Source organism: Agromyces sp. Y558 (assembly GCF_059445415.1).
Genome location: NZ_JCAIUH010000004.1, coordinates 64,022 through 82,671 on the forward strand (window position 1 = coordinate 64,022; position 18,650 = coordinate 82,671).

Genomic DNA, 18,650 nt, shown 5'->3' on the forward strand with positions numbered 1-18,650 from the left:
TCCAGATACTCACGTCGAGACGTGCGGGCACAAGAGGAGGGACCGGGCGAGAGGTCTCGGAATGGCAACGATTGGATCGCCAGTCAGCCCGCCGTGGCCTCCGCGTAGTCGGATCCGAGCACCACGACGAGTTGGTTGCCCGTGGCCACGAACTGGTCCGACATCCGCACATCTGCTTCGGGCAAGAACTGCGCGACGCCTCGAGCAGCACCCTCGAGCTCGGGGGTCGCGTAGTAGACGACGGTCTCGGTCAGCGTGTCGTCGCTCGCGTTCGCGGTGGAACCCACCGGCACACCGTTGGCGACGAGGGCCTCTTGCGCCTGTGCCGCGAGCCCCGACGTGGCCGTGCCGTTCAGCACGAGCACCGGGATGTCGGGAGCGACCACCGGCTCGGCGGTGACGACGGGTTCCGGGCTCGGCGACGCGGCCGCTGGATTGCCGAAGTTCAGCCGATCGTTGAAGAGCATGACGCCGGCGATGCCCACACCCACCAGCACGACGGTCGCGAGCGTCGCCCAGCCGAAGGTGATCCAGCCGGCGCCCCGGCGCGCGGGTGCCCGATGGGCGCCGACGCGGTCGATGCCATGCGGGATCGAGTCGAAACGATCGCGGGGGAACTTCTGCGCCATGGGTCCAGTCAGGTGTCAGGGCCGCGCTCAGTCGAGCGGTCGGCCGATCGAGAGGGAACGCCGCGTTCGCGCCGCCACCCGGGCCGCACGCAACCGCTGCAGTCGCTTGACGAGCATGGGGTCGTGCCGGAGGGCGGCGGGCGAATCGATGAGTTCGCCGAGTATCCGATAGTAGCGGGCGGCGGAGATCGCGAACTCATCGCGGATCGCCTCCGCCTTCGCGCCCGGCTGCTGCCACGCGCGTGACTCGAACGCGAGCACGCGCACAGCGCGCTCGTCGAGTGCCGACTCGGCGGGACGTTGCGGTATGCGCTCGGCGCTCATACGACCTCCCGTCGAGGCGAGCCGGATGCGCCGCCTGCACAAATCCTAGACACTGTCGGCCGTGCACGAGCCGTGTGGCGGCGGCGTGTGTCCGGTCCGCACCCGGTCGATCCCGCGACCGACCCGCCGCTCGGAACATCGACGCTCGCCAGTGCGTTGCACCCGGTGTCGGAACCTGCCGCAAGACCTGCGAGCATGGTGGAGCACCGACGCGAGGACTGAGAGGACCGCTCATGGCGTACAACGTGGACAAGACCGACGAGGAGTGGCGCGCCGAACTCGGCGACGAGCAGTACTCCGTGCTCCGCGAGGCCGCGACCGAGCGTCCGTGGACGGGTGAACTCCTCGACGAGGAGCGTGGCGGCGTGTACGCGTGCGCCGCCTGCGGCGCCGAGCTCTTCCAGAGCGGCACGAAGTTCGACTCCGGCTGCGGCTGGCCGAGCTTCTACGAATCGGTGCGCCCCGAAGCCGTCGAACTCATCGAGGACTCCTCGCTCGGCATGGTGCGCACCGAAGTGCGTTGCGCGAACTGCGGTTCCCACCTCGGGCACGTCTTCCCCGACGGGTTCGGCACGCCCACCGGCGACCGCTACTGCATGAATTCGCTCTCCCTCGACTTCACTGCCGAGGCCTGAGTGGCGGCATCCGTTCGCGAGGCGATGCTCGCGCGGCGGTCGGCGCCCAAGGTGACGGATGCCGCGCCCGACGACGACCAGATCATCACGTTGCTCGAGGCTGCAGGCCGGGTCGCCGATCACGCCGCGCTCCGGCCGTGGCGGGTCGTCGCCCTGCGCGGTTCGGCGCGGGATCGGCTGGGACGCGCGCTCGCGTCGGCCGCTGGCGCCGAGGGTGCCGCAGCCGACAGGCTCGCCGCGAAGCCACTCCGTGCACCGCTCCTGCTGGCGATGGTCGTCGTCACGACTCCGGGGCACCCCAAGGTGCCCGAGTGGGAACAGGAGGCGTCGGCCGCGGGTGTCGGCCATCTGCTCAGCCTGCTGCTCGATGAAGAGGGGTGGGGCGTGATGTGGCGCACCGGCCCGCACACGCGGCATCCGCTCGTCGCGGAGATGCTCGGCCTCGCGACCACCGAGCGCCTGCTCGGGTGGCTGTACGTCGGCGGCGTGCCTGTGCGCGACCGCGGCGAGCCCCGCACCGACCGCATCGGCGCTGCTCGACTGACGTCGCTCGACTGACTTCGACCGACTGGCTCAGGCGTCGTCGAGGATCCCGAGGTCCAGCGCGCGCAGCACCGCCCGGGTGCGGTCGCGCACCCCGAGCTTCAGGAACACGCTCGAGAGGTGATTCTTGACCGTGCCGGAAGCCAAGTGGAGGGCGGACGCGATCTCCGCGTTGGAATAGCCTGCAGCGGCCAACCGCAGGACATCGGTCTCGCGCGTCGTCAGGGACTCGGGCTGCTCGAAGCCTTCCACTCCCGCGGGCCGGGCGGTGACGGCACGGAAGAGCCGGTCGGTCAGTCCCGGCTGGAGGAGTGTGCCGCCCGCCGCGAGTATGCGGATGGCACTCACCAGCTGGTCGAGGGTGACGTCCTTGAGGAGGTATCCCTTGGCTCCGGCTCGCAGAGCACGGAGCACGAGTTCATCGTCGTCGAACGTGGTGAGCACGAGTACCGGGACCGTCGAACCGCGTGCCGCAAGTGCCTCGAGCGTGGCGATGCCGTCTCTGCGCGGCATCCGCAGGTCGAGGAGCAGCACGTCGGGGTCGCTCGTCGCGAGCAGTTCGAGCGCGGCGTCGCCGTCGTCGCCCTCGCCCACCACCTCGATCTCGTCGCTCAGCGCGAGCAGGCTGCGAATGCCCTGGCGAACCAGGGTCTGGTCGTCGACCAACACTACGCGCGTCATGGTGCTGGCACCCGCGCCGTCACGCTGAAACCATGGCCGGGAGCGGACTCGAGCAGCAGCTCGCCGCCGAGCGCCTCGATCCGCTCCGCCATCCCGGTGAGGCCGTTGCCCCGCTCGAGATGGCGCACACCGACACCATTGTCACGTGCACGCACCTCCAGGCCGTCCTCGTCGCAGACGACCGTCACCTCGAGTCTCGTCGCGTGCGCGTGGCGCACCGTGTTGGTCACGATCTCCTGCACGGACCGCACGATGGCGATCGTCCGCGCCTCGTCGATCGGGGTGCGTTCGATCACCGTGAGGTCGACGTCGAGTCCCGGAATCCGTTCCAGCACGGCACGCAGCGTGGGCTCCAGTCGGGCGCGGGCATCGCGAAGCTCGCCGACCGTCGAGCGAACGTCTGCGAGCAGATCCTTCGCGATGCCGCGCGCCCTGGTGACGTGCTCCCGTCCTTCGCCGGTCGTGCGGTGCGAGGCGACCTCGAGTTCGAGGGCGAGGGCGGTCAGCTGGTGGCCGATGACGTCGTGCAGGTCACGGGCGATTCGAAGCCGCTCGGCGTCCCGGCTCGAGGTGGCGAGCAACGCCGTCGCCGCGCGGAGGTCGGCGTGGGCCGCCGCGAGCTCTGCTCGTGCCTCCGCTTCACGCCGGGCGCCGGCGATGACGAGTGCGGCGAACACCTGGAACGACAGATACGCCAACGTGGAGAACACGACCTCCGCCACGACCCAACCGGCGCTCGCGCCGCCGACGGCGATCACGATGCTCTGCACCACGATGAGCGCCGCGACCGTGCGCGGACCGAGCCCGAATGATGCGACGGCGGTGGCGATGACGCAGAGCAGCGCCGACCATCCGACCCCGGGCGCCACGAGCCACACGGTCGACCCGGTGACGAACAGCAGCCCGACGGTGACGGCGAACGGCCATGGCGGGCGGATCCGGAGGAAGCCGGCGTCGTAGATGAACACCGCGACGTACACGAGGTAGGCCGACCACCAGATCACCGCCGCCGCCGGATCCTCGCCGACGCCCGGCCCGACCACGAGCGCGGAGATGCCCACCACGAGGGTGGCGGCGAGCCCCGCCACGGCGCTCAGGAGCTCCTCCGCCTTGATCGCCATACCCGAATGCTACGAGAGACCGACCGGCGCCGGGACCTGCCAATGGTCATGGGTCGAACAGGTGCCGACCGGCACATCCGTGGATGAACCGCTCTCCGTAGCGTCGTCGATGATGAGAGGAGCCCATCATGACCGTGCTCGAGATGCACGAGGTACGCAAGGAATACGACGGGACCCGCGCCCTGGACGGGCTGGACCTGGTGGTCGAGCGTGGCGAGATCGTCGCGGTGCTCGGCCCCAACGGAGCGGGCAAGACGACGGTGTTCGAGGTGCTGCTCGGACTCGTCCGGCCGACGTCGGGAGCGGTCGAGGTGTTCGGTGAGCAGCCCGGGCGGCAGGTCCGCCGTCGAGTCGGCGCGATGCTGCAGTCCGCAGGGTTGCCGGAACAGATGACGGTCCGAGAGCTCGTCCGGCTGATCGGTCGCAGCTATCCCCAGTCCCTCGACGTCGACGACGTGCTGGCGCGCACGACACTGACGAAACGGGCAGGACGGACCGTGACGACGCTGTCAGGTGGCGAGCGCCAACGCCTCCTCCTCGCTTTCGCTCTCGTGGGCGCGCCGGAACTGCTGCTGCTCGACGAGCCCACAGCGGCCATGGATGTCGCATCCCGGCGCGGATTCTGGGATCAAGCACGCGCCAGCGTGCAGCGCGGCGCCACCGTGCTCTTCGCAACACACGACCTCGCCGAGGCATCCGCTGTCGCCGATCGCGTGCTGGTGATCTCACAGGGACGCCTGGTTGCAGATGCCACGGCCGACGAGCTGACCCACTACGGCGACGAGGACCTCGAGGAGGTCTTCCTCGCACTCACCGCGGAGCGATCCTCCGCCCTCCAGGAAGAAGACGACTGATGAGCACCCGCGACACCTCCACACCCCCATCTCGCCCGGCGTCCGCCCGGGCAGCCGAGCCGCGGCGGAACGGCGGCGTCACCGGACTGGTCCTCCTCACCGCCGCCACCGAGCTGCGCACGCGCCTGAGGACGCCGGATTTCGCCATCGGCGTGATCGCCGTTCCAGTGCTGCTGTACGCGATGTTCGGACTGCCCAACGCCTCGACGACCCTGCCGGGCGGCACGAGTGTCGGCCTCGCGATGGCAGTCTCCATCGGCGCGTACGGCGTGGTGTCGCTGGCAATCTTCACGTTCGGTGAAGACGTCGCGAAGGAGCGCGGTCGTGGCTGGTTCCGCACGCTCGGTGCCACGCCGTTCCCCACGTGGGTCTATCTCGCCGGCAAGGTTGCGAATGCACTGGTGCTGGGCACGATGATCTTCATCGGCATTGCGCTTCTCGCGGCCACCGTGGGCGGGGTGGAGCTGCCGGCCGCGTCATGGCTCCAGCTCGCAGGCACCATGCTCGCCGGCGTACTGGCGTTCAGCACCCTGGGGTTCGCGATCGCCTTCCTGGCGCGACCGAGGACGGCGGCCGTGATCGCCAACCTGGTGTTCCTGCCGTTGGCCTTCGCATCGGGCTTCTTCGTGCCGCTCGGCGAGCTCCCGCAGGTGCTGCGCGAGGTGGCCCAATTCCTGCCGACGTTCCACTTCGGCCAGCTCGCCTACGGCGTGGTCATGCCCGGAGCGGACATCGAGTTCTGGTCGGGGGCCGAAGCCCAGCCGGCGTGGCTCCACTTGACATGGGTGATCGGCTCAGCCGTCGTCCTCGGAAGCGCGGCCCTCCTCGCTGCCCGGCGAGAGGCCGTCACCCGGCGCGGTTGATGGGAGCTCCGAGGGCGGGTCTGCGAGCGCCGCCGCATGCTTGCGACGGCCCCACCGGATCGATGCGACCACCACGGCGACGAGCGCGAGCACCGTGCCGCCGATCGTCGCGAGATCGACGGCACGGTCGGCCGTCGGCAGCAGCAGGTCGAGGACGAGGGCGGCCGTGAGCTGCCCCGCAACTCCGCACAGGGCAAGCAGCAGCACACCGATGACTCGCACGAGCGCCGCCTGCCCGGCGATGAAGATGCACCCGAGCGCGCCGCCCGCATAGAGCCACGGCTCGGTCGGCAGCGCCGTCGGCCAGCCCGCGGATGCCGCGTGCACGAGCATCACGACGACGAGGGCCACGGTGCCCACCGCGAAGTTGGACACGGTCGCGGAGAGCGCGCTGCCGGCGACCACCTTGACCCGGCCGTTCACTGCCTGCTGCCAGGCCGAGCCGAGGCCCGCGACGAACGGCAGCACCATCAGGAGCACCGGCACATCGTTCGCGACCTGGGCGGACACCGCCCATCCGATCGCGGCGAGCGCGAGGAGCGCGCCGGCCACCCGGGTCGCGCTGAGCGGCCGGCGACCGCCGGGCCCGAGGCCCACGAAGTCGAACACAATGCCGCCGATGGTCTGCCCGGCGACGATGGCGATCGTGAACAGCGCCACTCCGATGACGCCGGCAGAAAGACCCTGCGTGGTCACGAACCAGGCTCCCGCGAGGCCGCCGAGCACCATCCACCAGGCGAGCCTGCGCTCGCGGAGTGCGCCGACGACGCGCGCGATGCCGGCCCGGCCGGGGCGCCACAGGCTGAGCACGGCGAGCAGGATGACGAGGCCGCTGCCGAAGGAGATCGCGGCCGCCGTGAATGGATCGTCGAGCGCGGCGGCGAGCTGGCCGTTCACTCGCGACTGCAGTGCCGTCAGGCCCCCGAAGACGAGTGCGAGCACGAGCGCGAGCCACATCGGAAGACGGGAGCGCTCGGCGTGGGCATGGGCGTGCGTGCGGCTCGTCTCCGCGGCCGCGTCAACGGCGTTCGTGGCTGAATTCTGCATCAAGTGCCGACTGTGAGACTCGAACTCACAACCCCCGCTTTACAAGAGCGGTGCGCTACCAATTGCGCCAAGCCGGCGAGAGGAAAGACCTCCCCGACATCTTATCGATCGTCCCACCGCTCGAATGCACGAAGGCCCGGCGCGGGGCCGGGCCTTCGTGGCGATCGTCAGGACGCCGGTGCGGGCGTCGGGGTCGGCGTCGAGGTCGACTCGGAGAAGGTCTCACCGGTCGCCTGCAGCACGAACGACTGGAACTCTGCCGGGTCGGTGAGCGAACCGGCGTACTGCTTGCCGTTCACGAGCACCGTCGGGGTACCGGTGATCGACTCGAGGTCGGAGTTCGGCACCGGTTCGGAGAGCGCGCGCGTCGTGGCATCCTGCACCCATGCCTTGAACTGGGTGTCGTCGATGCACTTCTCGATCGTCGAGAGCGAGCTGACGCCGGCCTCTTTCGCGAGGGCCTTGATCTCGTCGTTGTCGAGGCCGGTCGACGTCTCTTCGGGCTGGTTCTCGAAGAGCAACGCGTTGAAGTCGAAGAACGACTCGGGCGAGGCATCCGCGACGCAAGCGGCAGCGTTTGCGGCTCGCAACGAGTACTGGGTGCCGGCCGACTTGTTGGTCAGCAGTGCGATCGGGTGCACCTCGAGCGTCGCGGCCCCCGACTCGACCATCGTTCTGATCGACTCGGAGTTCGTCGACTCGAACTGGCCGCAGAACGGGCACAGGTAGTCGATGTATATGACGATGTTGGCCACGGTGCCGCTGTCGTCGGGCACGGTCGGGGTCGGAGTGCCGTCCGCAGCCAGTGCCGGCGACTCGGTCGCCGTGATGACGCCGTCGACACCCGTGAGCAGAATGCCGTCGCTCGCCATGTTGGCGGGGCCGGGGCCCGCCGGCTTGACGCTCTGGAAGATCAGCGTGCCGATGACCGCCGCGATCGCGACGACCGCGACGATGACGCCGCCCTGAAGGAGCACCTTGTTGCGGCGCTCGCGCTTCTTCTGCTCCTCGCGGAGAACTCGCGCCGTCTCACGTGCCGCTTCGCGCTGCTCGTTACGGGTGGGACGTGGCTGATTCGATCCGCCGTTGCTCATCGATGGTCACTCCGGTCGCTGTGTGGGCGCGCGCGTGTGCATGCGGACGCAAAGACGATAGTAGGGAGGATGGCTGGGAATCACCCAAACGGATGCCGCGAGCGCGCCGAGTTCCGACTGGATGCCCCGGCCGGAACGGGTGCTTCGCGGCCATCCGCGCATGCGATACTGAGTGGGCGTCAGCGTCGACGCAGTCCATCACTACGGATCGTCCGGCACGTACCTGCCGGTGAAGGAGAAACAGAATCATGGCGTCAGTCACGTTCGACAAGGCCACCCGCATCTACCCCGGAGGCAACCGGCCGGCCGTCGATCAGCTCGACCTCGAGGTGGCAGACGGCGAGTTCCTCGTCCTCGTCGGCCCCTCTGGTTGCGGCAAGTCAACCTCGCTCCGCATGCTCGCCGGCCTCGAAGAGGTCAACGAGGGCAACATCTTCATCGGCGACCGCAACGTCACCGACGTGCCGCCGAAAGACCGTGACATCGCGATGGTCTTCCAGAACTACGCGCTCTACCCGCACATGACCGTCGCCGAGAACATGGGCTTCGCGCTCAAGATCGCGGGCATCGGCAAGGAAGAGCGCGCCGCACGCGTGCTCGAGGCAGCCAAGCTCCTCGACCTCGAGCCGTACCTGGCCCGCAAGCCGAAGGCACTTTCGGGCGGCCAGCGTCAGCGCGTCGCCATGGGCCGCGCGATCGTGCGTCAGCCGCAGGTGTTCCTCATGGATGAGCCGCTGTCGAACCTCGACGCGAAGCTCCGTGTGCAGACCCGTACGCAGATCGCCTCGCTCCAGCGCCGTCTCGGCGTCACCACGGTCTACGTCACCCACGACCAGACCGAGGCGCTCACCATGGGCGACCGCATCGCCGTGCTGAAAGACGGCGTCCTGCAGCAGGTCGGTACCCCGCGCGACCTGTACGAGGCCCCGAAGAACGTGTTCGTCGCCGGCTTCATCGGCTCGCCCGCGATGAACCTGTTCCACGCCGACCTCGTCGACGACGGCATCAAGTTCGGCACCGCAACGGTGCCGGTCGACCGCGAAACGCTCGCCCAGTCGAGTGGCAAGGTCGCCACCATCGGCGTACGCCCCGAAGACATCGTCGTGTCGCCCACTCAGGGTGATGGCCTCGCAGTCGAGGTCGACCTCGTCGAAGAGCTCGGCGCCGACGGCTACCTCTACGGCCACTCCACAGTCGAGGGCAAGCGCACCGACATCGTCGCTCGCGTCGACGGCCGGCTGCACCCGTCAGCCGGCGACAAGGTGTACCTCACCGCCACGCCGAACCACGTGCACCTCTTCGACGCAGAGTCCGGCGACCGCCTCGGCGGCAAGGTCGTGCTGGCCTGACCCACGCAATCACCGGCGATGCCGGCCGGGCTTCGGCCCGGCCGGCATCGTTGTTCTCCCGCCTGTTCTGCGCCCACCTCAACCGCGGCTACGCTGAACCACAATGAGCGGCTCACTCTCCATCACCTCGGCCACGGCCGACCCTGCACTGCTCGACCTGCCCTGGGACCTCCCCCTCGAGGCGTGGCCGAACGACACCATCGCGGCGCTGCCCAAGGGAATCTCGCGCCACCTCGTGCGGTTCGCGCACCTCGGCGCGCACGTCGTGGCGATCAAGGAGACGACGGCCGAGATGGCCAAGGGCGAATACGAGATGCTGCGCACGCTGCAGCGCCTCGACATCCCGTGCGTCGAGCCCGTCGCGTTCATCACCAACCGCACCGACGCCGAAGGCGATTCACTCAAGCCGGTGCTCGTCACGCGGCACTTGCGCTTCTCGCTCCCCTATCGAGCGCTCTTCTCGCAGACGCTCCGGCCCGACACCGCGACGCGGCTCGTCGACGCCCTCGCCGTGCTGTTGGTGCGCCTGCACATCGTCGGGTTCTTCTGGGGTGACGTCTCACTCTCGAACACGCTGTTCCGCCGCGACGCTGGTGCATTCGCGGCGTACCTCGTCGACGCCGAGACCGGCAAGCTCTACGAGGGCGGGCTCTCGAACGGCCAACGCGAGAACGACCTCGAGATCGCTCGGGTCAACATCGCGGGCGAACTGCTCGACCTCGAGGCGGGCGGTAAGGTGGCCGACGAACTCGATCCCGTGAACATCTCGAATGGCATCGTGGAGGCCTACCGCAGCCTCTGGATCGAGCTCACCGGATCCGAGTCGTTCTCGAGCGCCGAGCGGTGGCGCATCAATGAGCGCGTGACCCGGCTGAACGAGCTCGGCTTCGACATCGAAGAACTCGCGATCAAGACTGACGAGACGGGCACGACCGTGCGCATCCAGCCGAAGGTCGTCGACGCCGGCCACCACCAGCGGCGCCTGCTGCGACTCACAGGTGTCGACGCCGGCGAGAACCAGGCACGACGACTGCTCAACGACCTCGACTCGTACCGGGCCGCCTACGGCAAGACCGAGCTCGACGAGGAGATGGTCGCGCACGAGTGGCTCATGCGTGTGTTCGAACCGGTCGTGCGGGCGATTCCGCTCGACCTGCGCGGCAAGCTCGAACCGGCCGAGGTGTTCCACCAGTTGCTCGACCACCGCTGGTACCTCGCCCAGCAGGCCGGGCACGACATCCCGCTCGCTGAAGCGGTGACCTCCTACATCAACACCGTGTTGCGGCATCGGCGCGACGAAGCGACCGTGATCGGCCCGCCGACGGGCGCGTTCACCATGCCGATCGAGACGATCCCCTCGACCGACACCGCGGCCTTCGCCGCCCTCGATCCCGACGATGACGGCGACTGGCGAACCAACGTCTGACCCACACGGGAACCCGCTGTCGAGTAGCGAGCGTATGCAGGTCCGCTGGTCGCTACTCGACCGACGGACCCGCTATTCGGCGCGGAGCTTGGAGATCTCGTAGAGGGTGACGGATGCCGCGATTCCGGCGTTCAGCGACTCGGTCGCGTCACTGATCGGGATCGAGACGATCGCGTCGCACGTCTCGGCGACGAGCCGCGAGAGCCCCTTGCCCTCGCTACCCACGACGATCACGATCGGCCGATCGGCCCACGAGAGGCCCGGCAGCGAGACATCCCCGCCGCCGTCGAGACCGAGCACGAAGACCCCGCGCTCCTTCAGCGCCTTGAGCGTCTGCGTGAGATTCGGCGCCATGGCAACGGGCACACGTGCCGCCGCCCCGGCCGAAGTCTTCCACGCCGCAGAGTTCACGCCGACCGAACGACGCTGCGGCACGATGACGCCCTGGCCGCCGAACGCCCCCGTGGAGCGGAGGATCGCGCCGAGGTTGCGAGGGTCGGTGATGCCGTCGAGCGCGACGAACAACGGGGTCTCGTCGCGCGCCAGCACCTCGTCGAGCAGCTCGATCGGATGCGCGTACTCGTAGGCGGGCACCTTCAGGGCGAGCCCCTGGTGCACGCCGCCCTCGCCGGCAAGCCGGTCGAGTTCGGGCTTCATGACCTCGAGAATGGGGATGCCGCGGTTCGTTGCGACCTTCATCGCCTCGCGCACCCGGTCATCCATCTCGATGCGCGCGCCGACATACAGCGTCGTCGCCGGAATGCGGGCCCGAAGCGCCTCGACAACCGAGTTGCGACCGGTCACGATCTCAGACTCGTCACCGGACTTCGACCGGCGAGCGGCACCCGACGCGCCGCGCGGCGCGCCCGAACGCTGCTCCTGCCCGGCGACCCGCTTGCCGCCGGACGAGCGATAACGCTCCTCTGCCGCCTTGCGCTTGCCCGCGGGATGCCAGGCGCGATCCTCTGCCTTGGGCGTGGGCCCTTTGCCCTCGAGCGCCTGACGCCCTTGGCCTCCGGAGCCGACCTGCTTGCTCTTCCCCTTGCGCACGGCTCCGGCGCGCGACTTGCCGCTGCTGCCCTTCATGATCCCAAGCTCCAATGCGTTCCGGTCTGGCTGTCTTCGGTGGTGATGCCCGCGGCCGAGAGTTCGGCGCGGATGCGGTCTGCGGCAGCGTAGTCCTTCGACTCGCGCGCAGCCTGGCGGTCTTCGATGAGACGGGTGACGAGGGCGTCGAGCGCGGATGCCGCGGGGCCGGTGTCGGCCGGCGCCCATTGCCGATCGCGCGGGTCGATGCCGAGTACTTCGACCATGGCCACGACCTCGCCGTGGGCGATGGCGGCATCGCGGAGCTCGTCGGCGTCGAGCGCCTGATTGCCGGCTCGTACGGTGTCGTGCAGTACCGCGAGTGCTTGCGGCACCCCGAAGTCGTCGTCCATCGCCGCGGCGAACGCGTCTGGGATGACGGGGCTGCCGACTGCGGCGTACCGAGTGCCCGCGAGGCGTCGTTCGACCCGCGAGAGGAAGACGCGGATGCGGTCGACGACCGCCTCGGCCTCAGTGAGGGAACCGGGCACGTAGTCGAGTGTCGACCGGTAGTGCGCGGCTCCGAGCAGGTAGCGTACGGCGAGCGGCGAGGCGAGCTCGAACAACTCCGCCGCGTAGACGGAGTTGCCGAGCGATTTGGACATCTTCTGCCCGCCGATGTTCACGAGTCCGTTGTGCACCCAATATCGGGCGTACTCGTCGCCGGCCGCGGTCGACTGTGCAAGTTCGTTCTCGTGATGCGGGAAACGCAGGTCGAGGCCGCCGCCGTGAATGTCGAACTCGGCGCCGAGGTACCGGCTCGCCATGGCCGAGCACTCGATGTGCCAGCCGGGGCGACCATCGCCCCACGGCGAGGCCCAGCTCGCTGAATCGGGTTCGGTGTCCTTGCGACCCTTCCAGAGCGCGAAATCGCGCGGGTCGCGCTTGCCGCGAGGATCCGCGTCGACCGCGGCCTCCATGTTGTCGCGCGCCTGACGCGTGAGCTCGCCGTAGGCGGGCCAGCTCACGGTGTCGAAGTACACGTCGCCCGAGGCATCCGGGGCCGCATACGCATGGCCGCGCTCGATGAGCCGCGCGATGAGCTCCTGCATCTGCGACACGCTCGCGGTCGCCCGCGGTTCGTACGTGGGCGCCAAGATGCCGAGCGAGGTATACGCCGCCGTGAACTCGAGTTCGACGCGGTAGGCAAGCGCCCACCACTGCTCACCGGTCGACGAGTCGACGGCCGCGTTCAAGATCTTGTCGTCGATGTCGGTGACGTTGCGCACGAAGGTGACGTCGTTGCCGCGGTATGCGAACCAGCGACGCTGGATGTCGTAGACCAGTGCACTGCGCAGATGCCCGATGTGCGGGCTCGACTGCACCGTCGGTCCGCAGACGTACATGCCGACGTGACCCTCGCTGAGGGGCACGAAATCACGTAGGGCCTGGGCCTTCGAGTCGTAAAGTTGCACGGTCACTCCGTAAGCCTACCGGCCGGGCGTGTCCGGGACCTGCGCGACTGCGGCTCAGGCGACCGGCAACAGCAGGGCCGTCGCAATCGCCGCGACGCCCTCACCGCGGCCAGTGAATCCCAGCGCATCGCTCGTCGTCGCCGACACGCTCACGGGTGCGTCGAGGATGCCTGACAGAAACGCCTCGGCCTCAGCGCGGCGCGGCGCGAGTTTCGGCCGATTGCCGACGATCTGCACCGTGACGTTGCCCACGCGCCAGCCCGCGGCTTCGACGAGCCGGCGCGTCTCGGCCAGGAACACCTCACCGTGCGCCGCCTCGAATCGTGCGTCGGCCGTGCCGAACACCTGTCCGACGTCGCCGAGTCCCGCAGCGGCGAGGAGGGCATCGCAGATCGCGTGCGCCGCGGCATCGCCGTCGGAGTGGCCCGACAGACCGCGCTCGCCCGGCCATTCGAGGCCGGCGAGCCACAGCGGCACGCCGGCCTCGTCGGCGAACGCGTGCACGTCGGTGCCGGCGCCGATGCGCGGCGCTGCACGGCCGACCGCGGCCGCAGCCCGCCGCTCGTTCACGAGCTGCTCTGCGCGGTGGAGGTCGGCCGGCACGGTGATCTTGAATGCACGCACGTCGCCGGGCACCACTTCGACGGTGAGCCCAGCGGATGCCACGAGCGCCGCGTCATCCGTGAAGTCTCCGTGAACCGTGGCGTAGGCGTGGTCGAGCGATGCTCGCGGGAATCCCTGCGGCGTCTGCACCGCGCGCAGCGTCGACCGGTCGACGGTCTCGAGTACGTGTCCGTCTTCGGAGATCCGTTTTACGGTGTCGACCACGTCGAGTGCGGGCACGATGCCGCGCCGCCTGGCTCGAACGGCGCCGGCGACCTCGTCGAAGAGCAGGGCGGGCGCGAGCGCCCGCGCCGCATCGTGCACGAGCACGGTCTCGACCGAGGGCGGGAGCACCGCGAGGCCGCTTGCGACGGAATGCTGGCGAGTCGATCCGCCCGCCACGACGACGAGCTGAACGGATGCCTCGGCAGCGGCCGGCCCGAACGTCGCTTGGATGACATCGACCCGATCGGCGGGTACGACGAGCACGAGGTGCGGCGGTTCGCGCATGCCGAGCACGGCATCGACAGCGACCGAGAGGATCGTGCCGTCGCCGAGCGGCACGAACGCCTTCGGCTCGGTGTGGCCGAGCCGTGTGCCGCTGCCCGCGGCGACGACGATGACGGCGGTCGCTGAACTCACGATTCGAGCGTAGCCGCGTCTGCCATCGGGTGCGGCCTCGATACGGCGCTGGCACGCCTACTCGACCCAACGATGGGGCGCGTCACCCGCTGGTCGAGTAGCGACGAAGGAGCGTATCGAGACTCGTCGCGAGGTCTCGATACGGCGCTGGCGCGCCTACTCGACCAACGTGGGGTGCGCCGGCGCGCCTACTCGACCAGCGGGGACGCGAAACGGCGGGCGCTCTCGCGCCCGCCGTTCGTGAGGACTCGACTCGCTAGGAGGCGAGCACCTCGTCGAGCACGGTCGAAGCCGCCTCTTCATCGGTCTTCTCGGCGAGCGCGAGCTCGGAGATGAGAATCTGGCGCGCTTTCGCGAGCATGCGCTTCTCACCGGCCGAGAGGCCGCGATCCTGATCGCGGCGCCAGAGGTCGCGTACGACCTCGGAAACCTTGATCACGTCGCCTGAAGCGAGCTTCTCGAGGTTCGCCTTGTAGCGACGCGACCAGTTGGTCGGCTCCTCGGTGAATGGGGCGCGCAGTACCTCGAAGACCTTGTCGAGGCCCTCTTTGCCGATGACGTCGCGAACGCCGACCAGGTCGACGTTCTCAGCGGGCACCTCGATGACGAGGTCGCCCTGCGTGACGTTCAGCTTGAGGTAGAGCTTCTCTTCACCCTTGATGATGCGTTTCTTGACCTCGGTGATCGTTGCGGCACCGTGGTGGGGGTAAACGACGGTTTCGCCAACCTCAAAAAGCATGAATAGATGTCCTTTCGGCAACTAACAGGATATCACATTCAGGATCATGCTAAGGTTCCGCCTCCCTACTGGAGTGGCATCTTCCGTACGATATGCTCGGTTCCGATCCCTTTGCGCCCGGGCCACAGCTCGCGCGCTCGCTTGTACTTGGAGGTTCTGTGAAGGCGCGTCTCGCGGCATCCGCTGCTTTGGCCCTCGGCATCGCGCTCGGCGCGAGCGGATGCTCGATGCTCACGTACCAGGCGACGACCGAGCACTACAACGCGAGCGACGGCGTCTCAGCCGACGTCGGCGATCTCGACCTCCGCAACATCCTCATCGTCTCCGACGACGGGGTCGACGGAAACCTCGTGATGGCTATCGTGAACAACGGCACCGATGACGTCGAACTCGGCGTGCAGTTCGGCGGCGGCGACACCCAGACCATCGAGGTCGAAGCCGGCAGCACGGTCGAGTTCGGCACCGACGACATCGAAGGCATCGACGTCATCGAGCCGCTGCTGCTCGAGGGCATCGACTCCATCCCCGGCAGCCTCCTGCCCATGTTCTTCCAGTACGGCTCCGTCGAGGGCGTGGAGAAGCTCGTGCCCGTGCTCGACGGCCGTTTGCCCGAGTACGCGCACCTCGTACCCTGACTTCACGGAGAAGGGGTGGCGGATGCAAGGCATCCGCCACCCCTTCTCCGTACCGTTCCGCGTGCTCAGGCCTCGAAACGGTAGCCGAGCCCTCGCACGGTCACGAGTTGCACCGGCTCCGACGGCTGCAATTCGATCTTCGAGCGGATGCGCTTGATGTGCACGTCGAGCGTCTTCGTGTCGCCGAAATAGTCGGAGCCCCAGACCCGGTCGATGAGCTGGCCCCGCGTCAGCACGCGACCGGGGTTGCGCATCAGCAGTTCGAGCAGCTCGAATTCCTTCAGCGGCATGGGCACGGGCTCCCCATCGACCTCGACGGTGTGCCGATCCACGTCCATGCGCACCCGGCTGCCCTCGAGCACCGCCTCGTCGAAATCCTCGATCTCGATGCGGCGACGCAGCACCGCCCGGATGCGGGCGAGCAGCTCGCGCGTCGAGTACGGCTTCGTGACGTAGTCGTCGGCGCCGAGTTCGAGGCCGACCACGATGTCGATCTCGGAGTCCTTCGCCGTCAGCATGATGATCGGCACCGTCGAGCGGCTGCGGATCTCGCGGCACACCTCGGTGCCCGGCAGCCCCGGCAGCATGAGATCGAGGAGCACGAGGTCGGCGCCCGATTGGTCGAACGCGGCGACCGCCGAGGGCCCGTCAGCCGCGACCTCGACCTCATAGCCCTCGCGCTCGAGGAGGAAGCTCAGGGGGTCGCTCAGGGCGATCTCGTCTTCGACGAGCAGGATGCGGGTCACGTACGGTCTCCTCGATCGGAGGCTGCGAGCTTCGCAGCCGGTGTTGCTGATGATCCCTTGGACTTCGATGTACGCGTCGGCGCGACATCCGCAGGGCTCTCGAGCTCGCCATCGCCGACCTCCGGCTCGATGGCGATCTCGGCCACGGGCAGCCGGATCATGAACGTCGATCCCCTGCCGGGCTGGGACCACACGCGAACATCGCCGCCGTGGTTCTGCACCGTGTGCTTGACGATGCTGAGGCCGAGACCTGATCCGCCGGTGTTGCGTGAACGCGCCTGATCGACACGGTAGAACCGTTCGAAGACGCGCTCGAGGTCGTCGGCCTCGATGCCGATGCCCTGGTCGGTGACGGCGATCTCGACGACGTCGCCGACGACCTTCGCGCCGACGCCGACGCGGCCGCCCTCGTTCGAATAGGCGATCGCGTTCGCGATGAGGTTGTGCACGGCGACGACGAGCAGGGCGCGATCACCGTAGACCTCCGCCTTCGCGGAGGCACGCACGGCGATCTCGACGCGCTTCGCACCGGCGACGACGCGGTTCTGGTCGACCGCGGCCGCGATGACCTGGTCGATGCGCACGAGTCGGTCGGGGCGAAGCGCGTCGCGTGCCTGGAGCCGAGACAGGGCGATCACCTCACTCGTGATGTGCGCGAGCCTGGCAGCTTCGACCGAGAGCCGGCCTGCGAACCGGCGGACCTGCTCGGGTTCATCGGCTGCCTGGTCGAGCGCCTCCGCCAGGAGGGTCACGGAGGAGATCGGTGTCTTCAATTCGTGACTGATGTTCGCGACGAAATCGCGTCGCACCTCGTCGAGGCGGTGCGCCTCGGTGCGGTCGTCGGCGAGCAGCAGCACGAAACGTGTGCCGAGCCGGGCGACCCTCACGTGCAGGCGCAGCGTCGAATCGCCGAACGGGCCGCGCGCGACGCTCACCTCGTCGTCGATGGCATCGCCGCGGCGGCGAACGGATGACACGAGTTCGAGCAGTTCCGGGTGCACGAGCGCCTGCTGCCGCACGAGCCCCATCGCGAGCGCACCGGGCGAGGCTCGAAGCACGTTGTTCGAGGGATCGAGCACGACACCGGCGGACTCGAGCACGTCGAGCACCTGGTCGACCCCGTCGGGGATCGTCGGCGCGACGACCTTCGCGGCATTCGAGCCGCGGCGCTCGGCTACGTGCAGCACGATCATGAAGGCGGCGCCGAGAAAGATGCCGAAGGCCAGCGCGGTGAGCACCAACCAGGTGGAGTCCATGGCACCAGACTAACCAGCCGATCCGGCTCTCTCCCCTGTTCTCCGCCTGTGCGGCGGTACGTTAGGGAGTGTTCAGTGTCCCGGCACCAGTTGTTCACCTTGCGTCGGGAGGATGTCCCGGGGCCGGATCGTCCCGGGACGTCCGTGTTCCGTCACGGGCCAGAGCAGACAAGGATTCACAGACATGCGTGAGGTGTTCCAGCAGGAACTGCGCGAGGTGCAGGAGCGGCTCGTCGAGCTCGCCGGACTCGTGGCCGAATCGATCGACAAGGCGACGCGTGCATTCAACGAGTCGAACGTGAGCTTGGCCGAAGAGGTGATCGCCGACGACGACCGCATCGACCAGGAGACGGTCGCGCTCGACGAACTCGCGATCACGATCCTGGCCCGCCAGCAGCCGGTCGCACGAGACCTGCGCATCGTCGTGAGCGCATTGCGCATCAGCGCATCGCTCGAGCGAATGGGCGACATGTCGACCCACATCGCCCAGCTCGCGCGCTACCGCTTCCCCGACAAGGTCGTGCCGAAGTCGCTGCGCCCGACGTTCGCCCAGATGGGTCGTCTCGACGTCGAGATCGCCAGAAAGCTCGTCGAGCTGCTCCGCATCGAAGACGTGCACCTCGCCGAGGAGATCCGCAACGACGACGACGAGATCGACGCCCTGCACCTCCAGGTCTTCGACAAGGTGCTCGGCGAGACGTGGAAGGGCCAGGCGGTCGACACGGTCGACGCGACCCTCGCGAGCCGGTACCACGAGCGTTTCGCCGACCATGCGGTCTCGATCGCCAAGAAGGTGCAGTATCTCGCGACGGGCGACTGGGACCCCGAGAAGTCTGCACTCTGACTCATCGCATGCGGCGCTCGAGGCCGGAGGTCGAGTAGCGACGGAGGAGCGTATCGAGACCCCGTCCGGATCTCGATACGCTCGCTGGATCTCGATGCCGCGCTGTCGCGCCTACTCG

The 18,650-nt window shown here is 68.5% G+C and carries 20 protein-coding genes and 1 tRNA gene; 8 read left to right on the forward strand and 13 right to left on the reverse strand.

All coding sequences use genetic code 11. The features are described from left to right. Window positions 1-83 precede the first annotated feature (83 nt). Window positions 84-629, reverse strand: a complete 546-nt coding sequence (locus AC1C2T_RS17810) for a LytR C-terminal domain-containing protein (protein WP_495362824.1) — start codon at window positions 627-629, stop codon at window positions 84-86. Between the two features lie 27 nt (window positions 630-656). Then, on the reverse strand, window positions 657-953 hold the full coding sequence (locus AC1C2T_RS17815) for a DUF3263 domain-containing protein (RefSeq protein WP_495362825.1): 297 nt from the start codon (window positions 951-953) through the stop codon (window positions 657-659). A 233-nt stretch (window positions 954-1,186) separates the two neighbouring features. On the opposite strand from AC1C2T_RS17815, the gene msrB reads away from it, so the two are divergent. Beyond that, window positions 1,187-1,588 (forward strand): peptide-methionine (R)-S-oxide reductase MsrB, encoded by a 402-nt coding sequence (gene msrB / locus AC1C2T_RS17820; RefSeq protein WP_495362826.1) that lies wholly within the window; start codon window positions 1,187-1,189, stop codon window positions 1,586-1,588. Beyond that, entirely contained in the window at window positions 1,589-2,146 is a 558-nt protein-coding gene (locus AC1C2T_RS17825; protein ID WP_495386173.1) for a nitroreductase family protein, read from the forward strand. 15 nt (window positions 2,147-2,161) lie between these two features. Here AC1C2T_RS17825 and AC1C2T_RS17830 read toward each other — a convergent pair whose 3' ends face one another. Continuing rightward, the gene (locus AC1C2T_RS17830) at window positions 2,162-2,812 is read right to left on the reverse strand and encodes a response regulator (RefSeq protein ID WP_495386174.1); all 651 of its coding nucleotides are present in this window, start codon (window positions 2,810-2,812) and stop codon (window positions 2,162-2,164) included. Continuing rightward, on the reverse strand, window positions 2,809-3,933 hold the full coding sequence (locus AC1C2T_RS17835) for a sensor histidine kinase (protein ID WP_495386175.1): 1,125 nt from the start codon (window positions 3,931-3,933) through the stop codon (window positions 2,809-2,811). Before AC1C2T_RS17835 ends, AC1C2T_RS17830 begins: the two co-directional genes overlap by 4 nt. Before the next feature lie 128 nt (window positions 3,934-4,061). Between AC1C2T_RS17835 and AC1C2T_RS17840 the strand changes: the two genes are divergently transcribed. Both AC1C2T_RS17840 and AC1C2T_RS17845 read left to right on the forward strand, forming a co-directional pair. After that, entirely contained in the window at window positions 4,062-4,787 is a 726-nt protein-coding gene (locus tag AC1C2T_RS17840; protein WP_495386176.1) for an ABC transporter ATP-binding protein, read from the forward strand. Then, a complete protein-coding gene (locus AC1C2T_RS17845; protein WP_495386177.1) occupies window positions 4,787-5,650 on the forward strand; it encodes an ABC transporter permease in 864 nt (287 codons plus the stop codon). The genes AC1C2T_RS17840 and AC1C2T_RS17845 overlap by 1 nt, the downstream gene beginning before the upstream one ends. On the opposite strand, the gene AC1C2T_RS17850 is transcribed toward AC1C2T_RS17845, so the two are convergent. The 3 genes from AC1C2T_RS17850 to AC1C2T_RS17860 all read right to left on the reverse strand — a co-directional run bounded on the left by AC1C2T_RS17850 (window position 5,582) and on the right by AC1C2T_RS17860 (window position 7,791). Continuing rightward, window positions 5,582-6,697, reverse strand: coding sequence for a DMT family transporter (locus AC1C2T_RS17850; protein ID WP_495386178.1), 1,116 nt, complete (start codon window positions 6,695-6,697; stop codon window positions 5,582-5,584). The two genes, AC1C2T_RS17845 and AC1C2T_RS17850, sit on opposite strands and share 69 nt — an antisense overlap. A gap of 4 nt (window positions 6,698-6,701) precedes the next feature. Beyond that, window positions 6,702-6,774 (reverse strand) — tRNA-Thr (locus AC1C2T_RS17855). A gap of 90 nt (window positions 6,775-6,864) precedes the next feature. Continuing rightward, window positions 6,865-7,791 (reverse strand): DsbA family protein, encoded by a 927-nt coding sequence (locus AC1C2T_RS17860; protein ID WP_495386179.1) that lies wholly within the window; start codon window positions 7,789-7,791, stop codon window positions 6,865-6,867. A 248-nt stretch (window positions 7,792-8,039) separates the two neighbouring features. Between AC1C2T_RS17860 and AC1C2T_RS17865 the strand changes: the two genes are divergently transcribed. Together AC1C2T_RS17865 and AC1C2T_RS17870 are read left to right on the forward strand one after the other, a co-directional pair. Next, window positions 8,040-9,140, forward strand: a complete 1,101-nt coding sequence (locus AC1C2T_RS17865; protein WP_495362831.1) for an ABC transporter ATP-binding protein — start codon at window positions 8,040-8,042, stop codon at window positions 9,138-9,140. 103 nt (window positions 9,141-9,243) lie between these two features. After that, the gene (locus AC1C2T_RS17870; protein WP_495362832.1) at window positions 9,244-10,566 is read left to right on the forward strand and encodes a DUF4032 domain-containing protein; all 1,323 of its coding nucleotides are present in this window, start codon (window positions 9,244-9,246) and stop codon (window positions 10,564-10,566) included. 72 nt (window positions 10,567-10,638) lie between these two features. Here AC1C2T_RS17870 and rlmB read toward each other — a convergent pair whose 3' ends face one another. From rlmB to AC1C2T_RS17890, 4 genes are all read right to left on the reverse strand, one after another. After that, window positions 10,639-11,652 (reverse strand): 23S rRNA (guanosine(2251)-2'-O)-methyltransferase RlmB, encoded by a 1,014-nt coding sequence (rlmB, locus tag AC1C2T_RS17875; protein WP_495386180.1) that lies wholly within the window; start codon window positions 11,650-11,652, stop codon window positions 10,639-10,641. Beyond that, a complete protein-coding gene (gene cysS, locus AC1C2T_RS17880; protein ID WP_495386181.1) occupies window positions 11,649-13,073 on the reverse strand; it encodes a cysteine--tRNA ligase in 1,425 nt (474 codons plus the stop codon). The genes rlmB and cysS overlap by 4 nt, the downstream gene beginning before the upstream one ends. A 48-nt stretch (window positions 13,074-13,121) precedes the next feature. Then, window positions 13,122-14,312 carry a 2-C-methyl-D-erythritol 4-phosphate cytidylyltransferase gene (ispD, locus tag AC1C2T_RS17885; protein ID WP_495386182.1) on the reverse strand — a complete coding sequence of 397 codons (1,191 nt, stop codon included), beginning with the start codon at window positions 14,310-14,312 and terminating at the stop codon, window positions 13,122-13,124. Window positions 14,313-14,568: 256 nt separating this feature from the next. Beyond that, complete coding sequence (locus AC1C2T_RS17890; RefSeq protein WP_022889889.1) at window positions 14,569-15,051, reverse strand: CarD family transcriptional regulator; 483 nt, start codon at window positions 15,049-15,051, stop codon at window positions 14,569-14,571. Between the two features lie 158 nt (window positions 15,052-15,209). Here AC1C2T_RS17890 and AC1C2T_RS17895 point away from each other — a divergent pair, with 158 nt between their 5' ends. Next, on the forward strand, window positions 15,210-15,686 hold the full coding sequence (locus tag AC1C2T_RS17895) for a hypothetical protein (protein ID WP_495386183.1): 477 nt from the start codon (window positions 15,210-15,212) through the stop codon (window positions 15,684-15,686). Between the two features lie 65 nt (window positions 15,687-15,751). Here the strand turns inward: AC1C2T_RS17895 and AC1C2T_RS17900 are convergent, their stop codons facing one another. Together AC1C2T_RS17900 and AC1C2T_RS17905 are read right to left on the reverse strand one after the other, a co-directional pair. After that, window positions 15,752-16,432, reverse strand: a complete 681-nt coding sequence (locus AC1C2T_RS17900) for a winged helix-turn-helix domain-containing protein (RefSeq protein ID WP_495386184.1) — start codon at window positions 16,430-16,432, stop codon at window positions 15,752-15,754. Next, a complete protein-coding gene (locus AC1C2T_RS17905; RefSeq protein ID WP_495386185.1) occupies window positions 16,429-17,688 on the reverse strand; it encodes a sensor histidine kinase in 1,260 nt (419 codons plus the stop codon). Before AC1C2T_RS17905 ends, AC1C2T_RS17900 begins: the two co-directional genes overlap by 4 nt. Window positions 17,689-17,872: 184 nt before the next feature. On the opposite strand from AC1C2T_RS17905, the gene phoU reads away from it, so the two are divergent. Next, window positions 17,873-18,532 (forward strand): phosphate signaling complex protein PhoU, encoded by a 660-nt coding sequence (phoU, locus tag AC1C2T_RS17910; RefSeq protein WP_495362839.1) that lies wholly within the window; start codon window positions 17,873-17,875, stop codon window positions 18,530-18,532. The last annotated feature ends 118 nt before the right edge of the window (window positions 18,533-18,650 follow it).

Excerpts from the sequence above, each read along its gene's own strand:
- AC1C2T_RS17815 (WP_495362825.1), bottom strand. The coding sequence starts at position 953 with ATGAGCGCCGAGCGCATACCGCAACGTCCCGCCGAGTCGGCACTCGAC.
- AC1C2T_RS17860 (WP_495386179.1), bottom strand. The coding sequence starts at position 7,791 with ATGAGCAACGGCGGATCGAATCAGCCACGTCCCACCCGTAACGAGCAG.
- msrB (WP_495362826.1), top strand. The coding sequence starts at position 1,187 with ATGGCGTACAACGTGGACAAGACCGACGAGGAGTGGCGCGCCGAACTC.
- AC1C2T_RS17850 (WP_495386178.1), bottom strand. The coding sequence starts at position 6,697 with ATGCAGAATTCAGCCACGAACGCCGTTGACGCGGCCGCGGAGACGAGC.
- AC1C2T_RS17840 (WP_495386176.1), top strand. The coding sequence starts at position 4,062 with ATGACCGTGCTCGAGATGCACGAGGTACGCAAGGAATACGACGGGACC.
- AC1C2T_RS17845 (WP_495386177.1), top strand. The coding sequence starts at position 4,787 with ATGAGCACCCGCGACACCTCCACACCCCCATCTCGCCCGGCGTCCGCC.
- rlmB (WP_495386180.1), bottom strand. The coding sequence starts at position 11,652 with ATGAAGGGCAGCAGCGGCAAGTCGCGCGCCGGAGCCGTGCGCAAGGGG.
- AC1C2T_RS17830 (WP_495386174.1), bottom strand. The coding sequence starts at position 2,812 with ATGACGCGCGTAGTGTTGGTCGACGACCAGACCCTGGTTCGCCAGGGC.
- AC1C2T_RS17890 (WP_022889889.1), bottom strand. The coding sequence starts at position 15,051 with ATGCTTTTTGAGGTTGGCGAAACCGTCGTTTACCCCCACCACGGTGCC.
- AC1C2T_RS17870 (WP_495362832.1), top strand. The coding sequence starts at position 9,244 with ATGAGCGGCTCACTCTCCATCACCTCGGCCACGGCCGACCCTGCACTG.
- AC1C2T_RS17865 (WP_495362831.1), top strand. The coding sequence starts at position 8,040 with ATGGCGTCAGTCACGTTCGACAAGGCCACCCGCATCTACCCCGGAGGC.
- AC1C2T_RS17905 (WP_495386185.1), bottom strand. The coding sequence starts at position 17,688 with ATGGACTCCACCTGGTTGGTGCTCACCGCGCTGGCCTTCGGCATCTTT.
- phoU (WP_495362839.1), top strand. The coding sequence starts at position 17,873 with ATGCGTGAGGTGTTCCAGCAGGAACTGCGCGAGGTGCAGGAGCGGCTC.
- AC1C2T_RS17810 (WP_495362824.1), bottom strand. The coding sequence starts at position 629 with ATGGCGCAGAAGTTCCCCCGCGATCGTTTCGACTCGATCCCGCATGGC.
- AC1C2T_RS17835 (WP_495386175.1), bottom strand. The coding sequence starts at position 3,933 with ATGGCGATCAAGGCGGAGGAGCTCCTGAGCGCCGTGGCGGGGCTCGCC.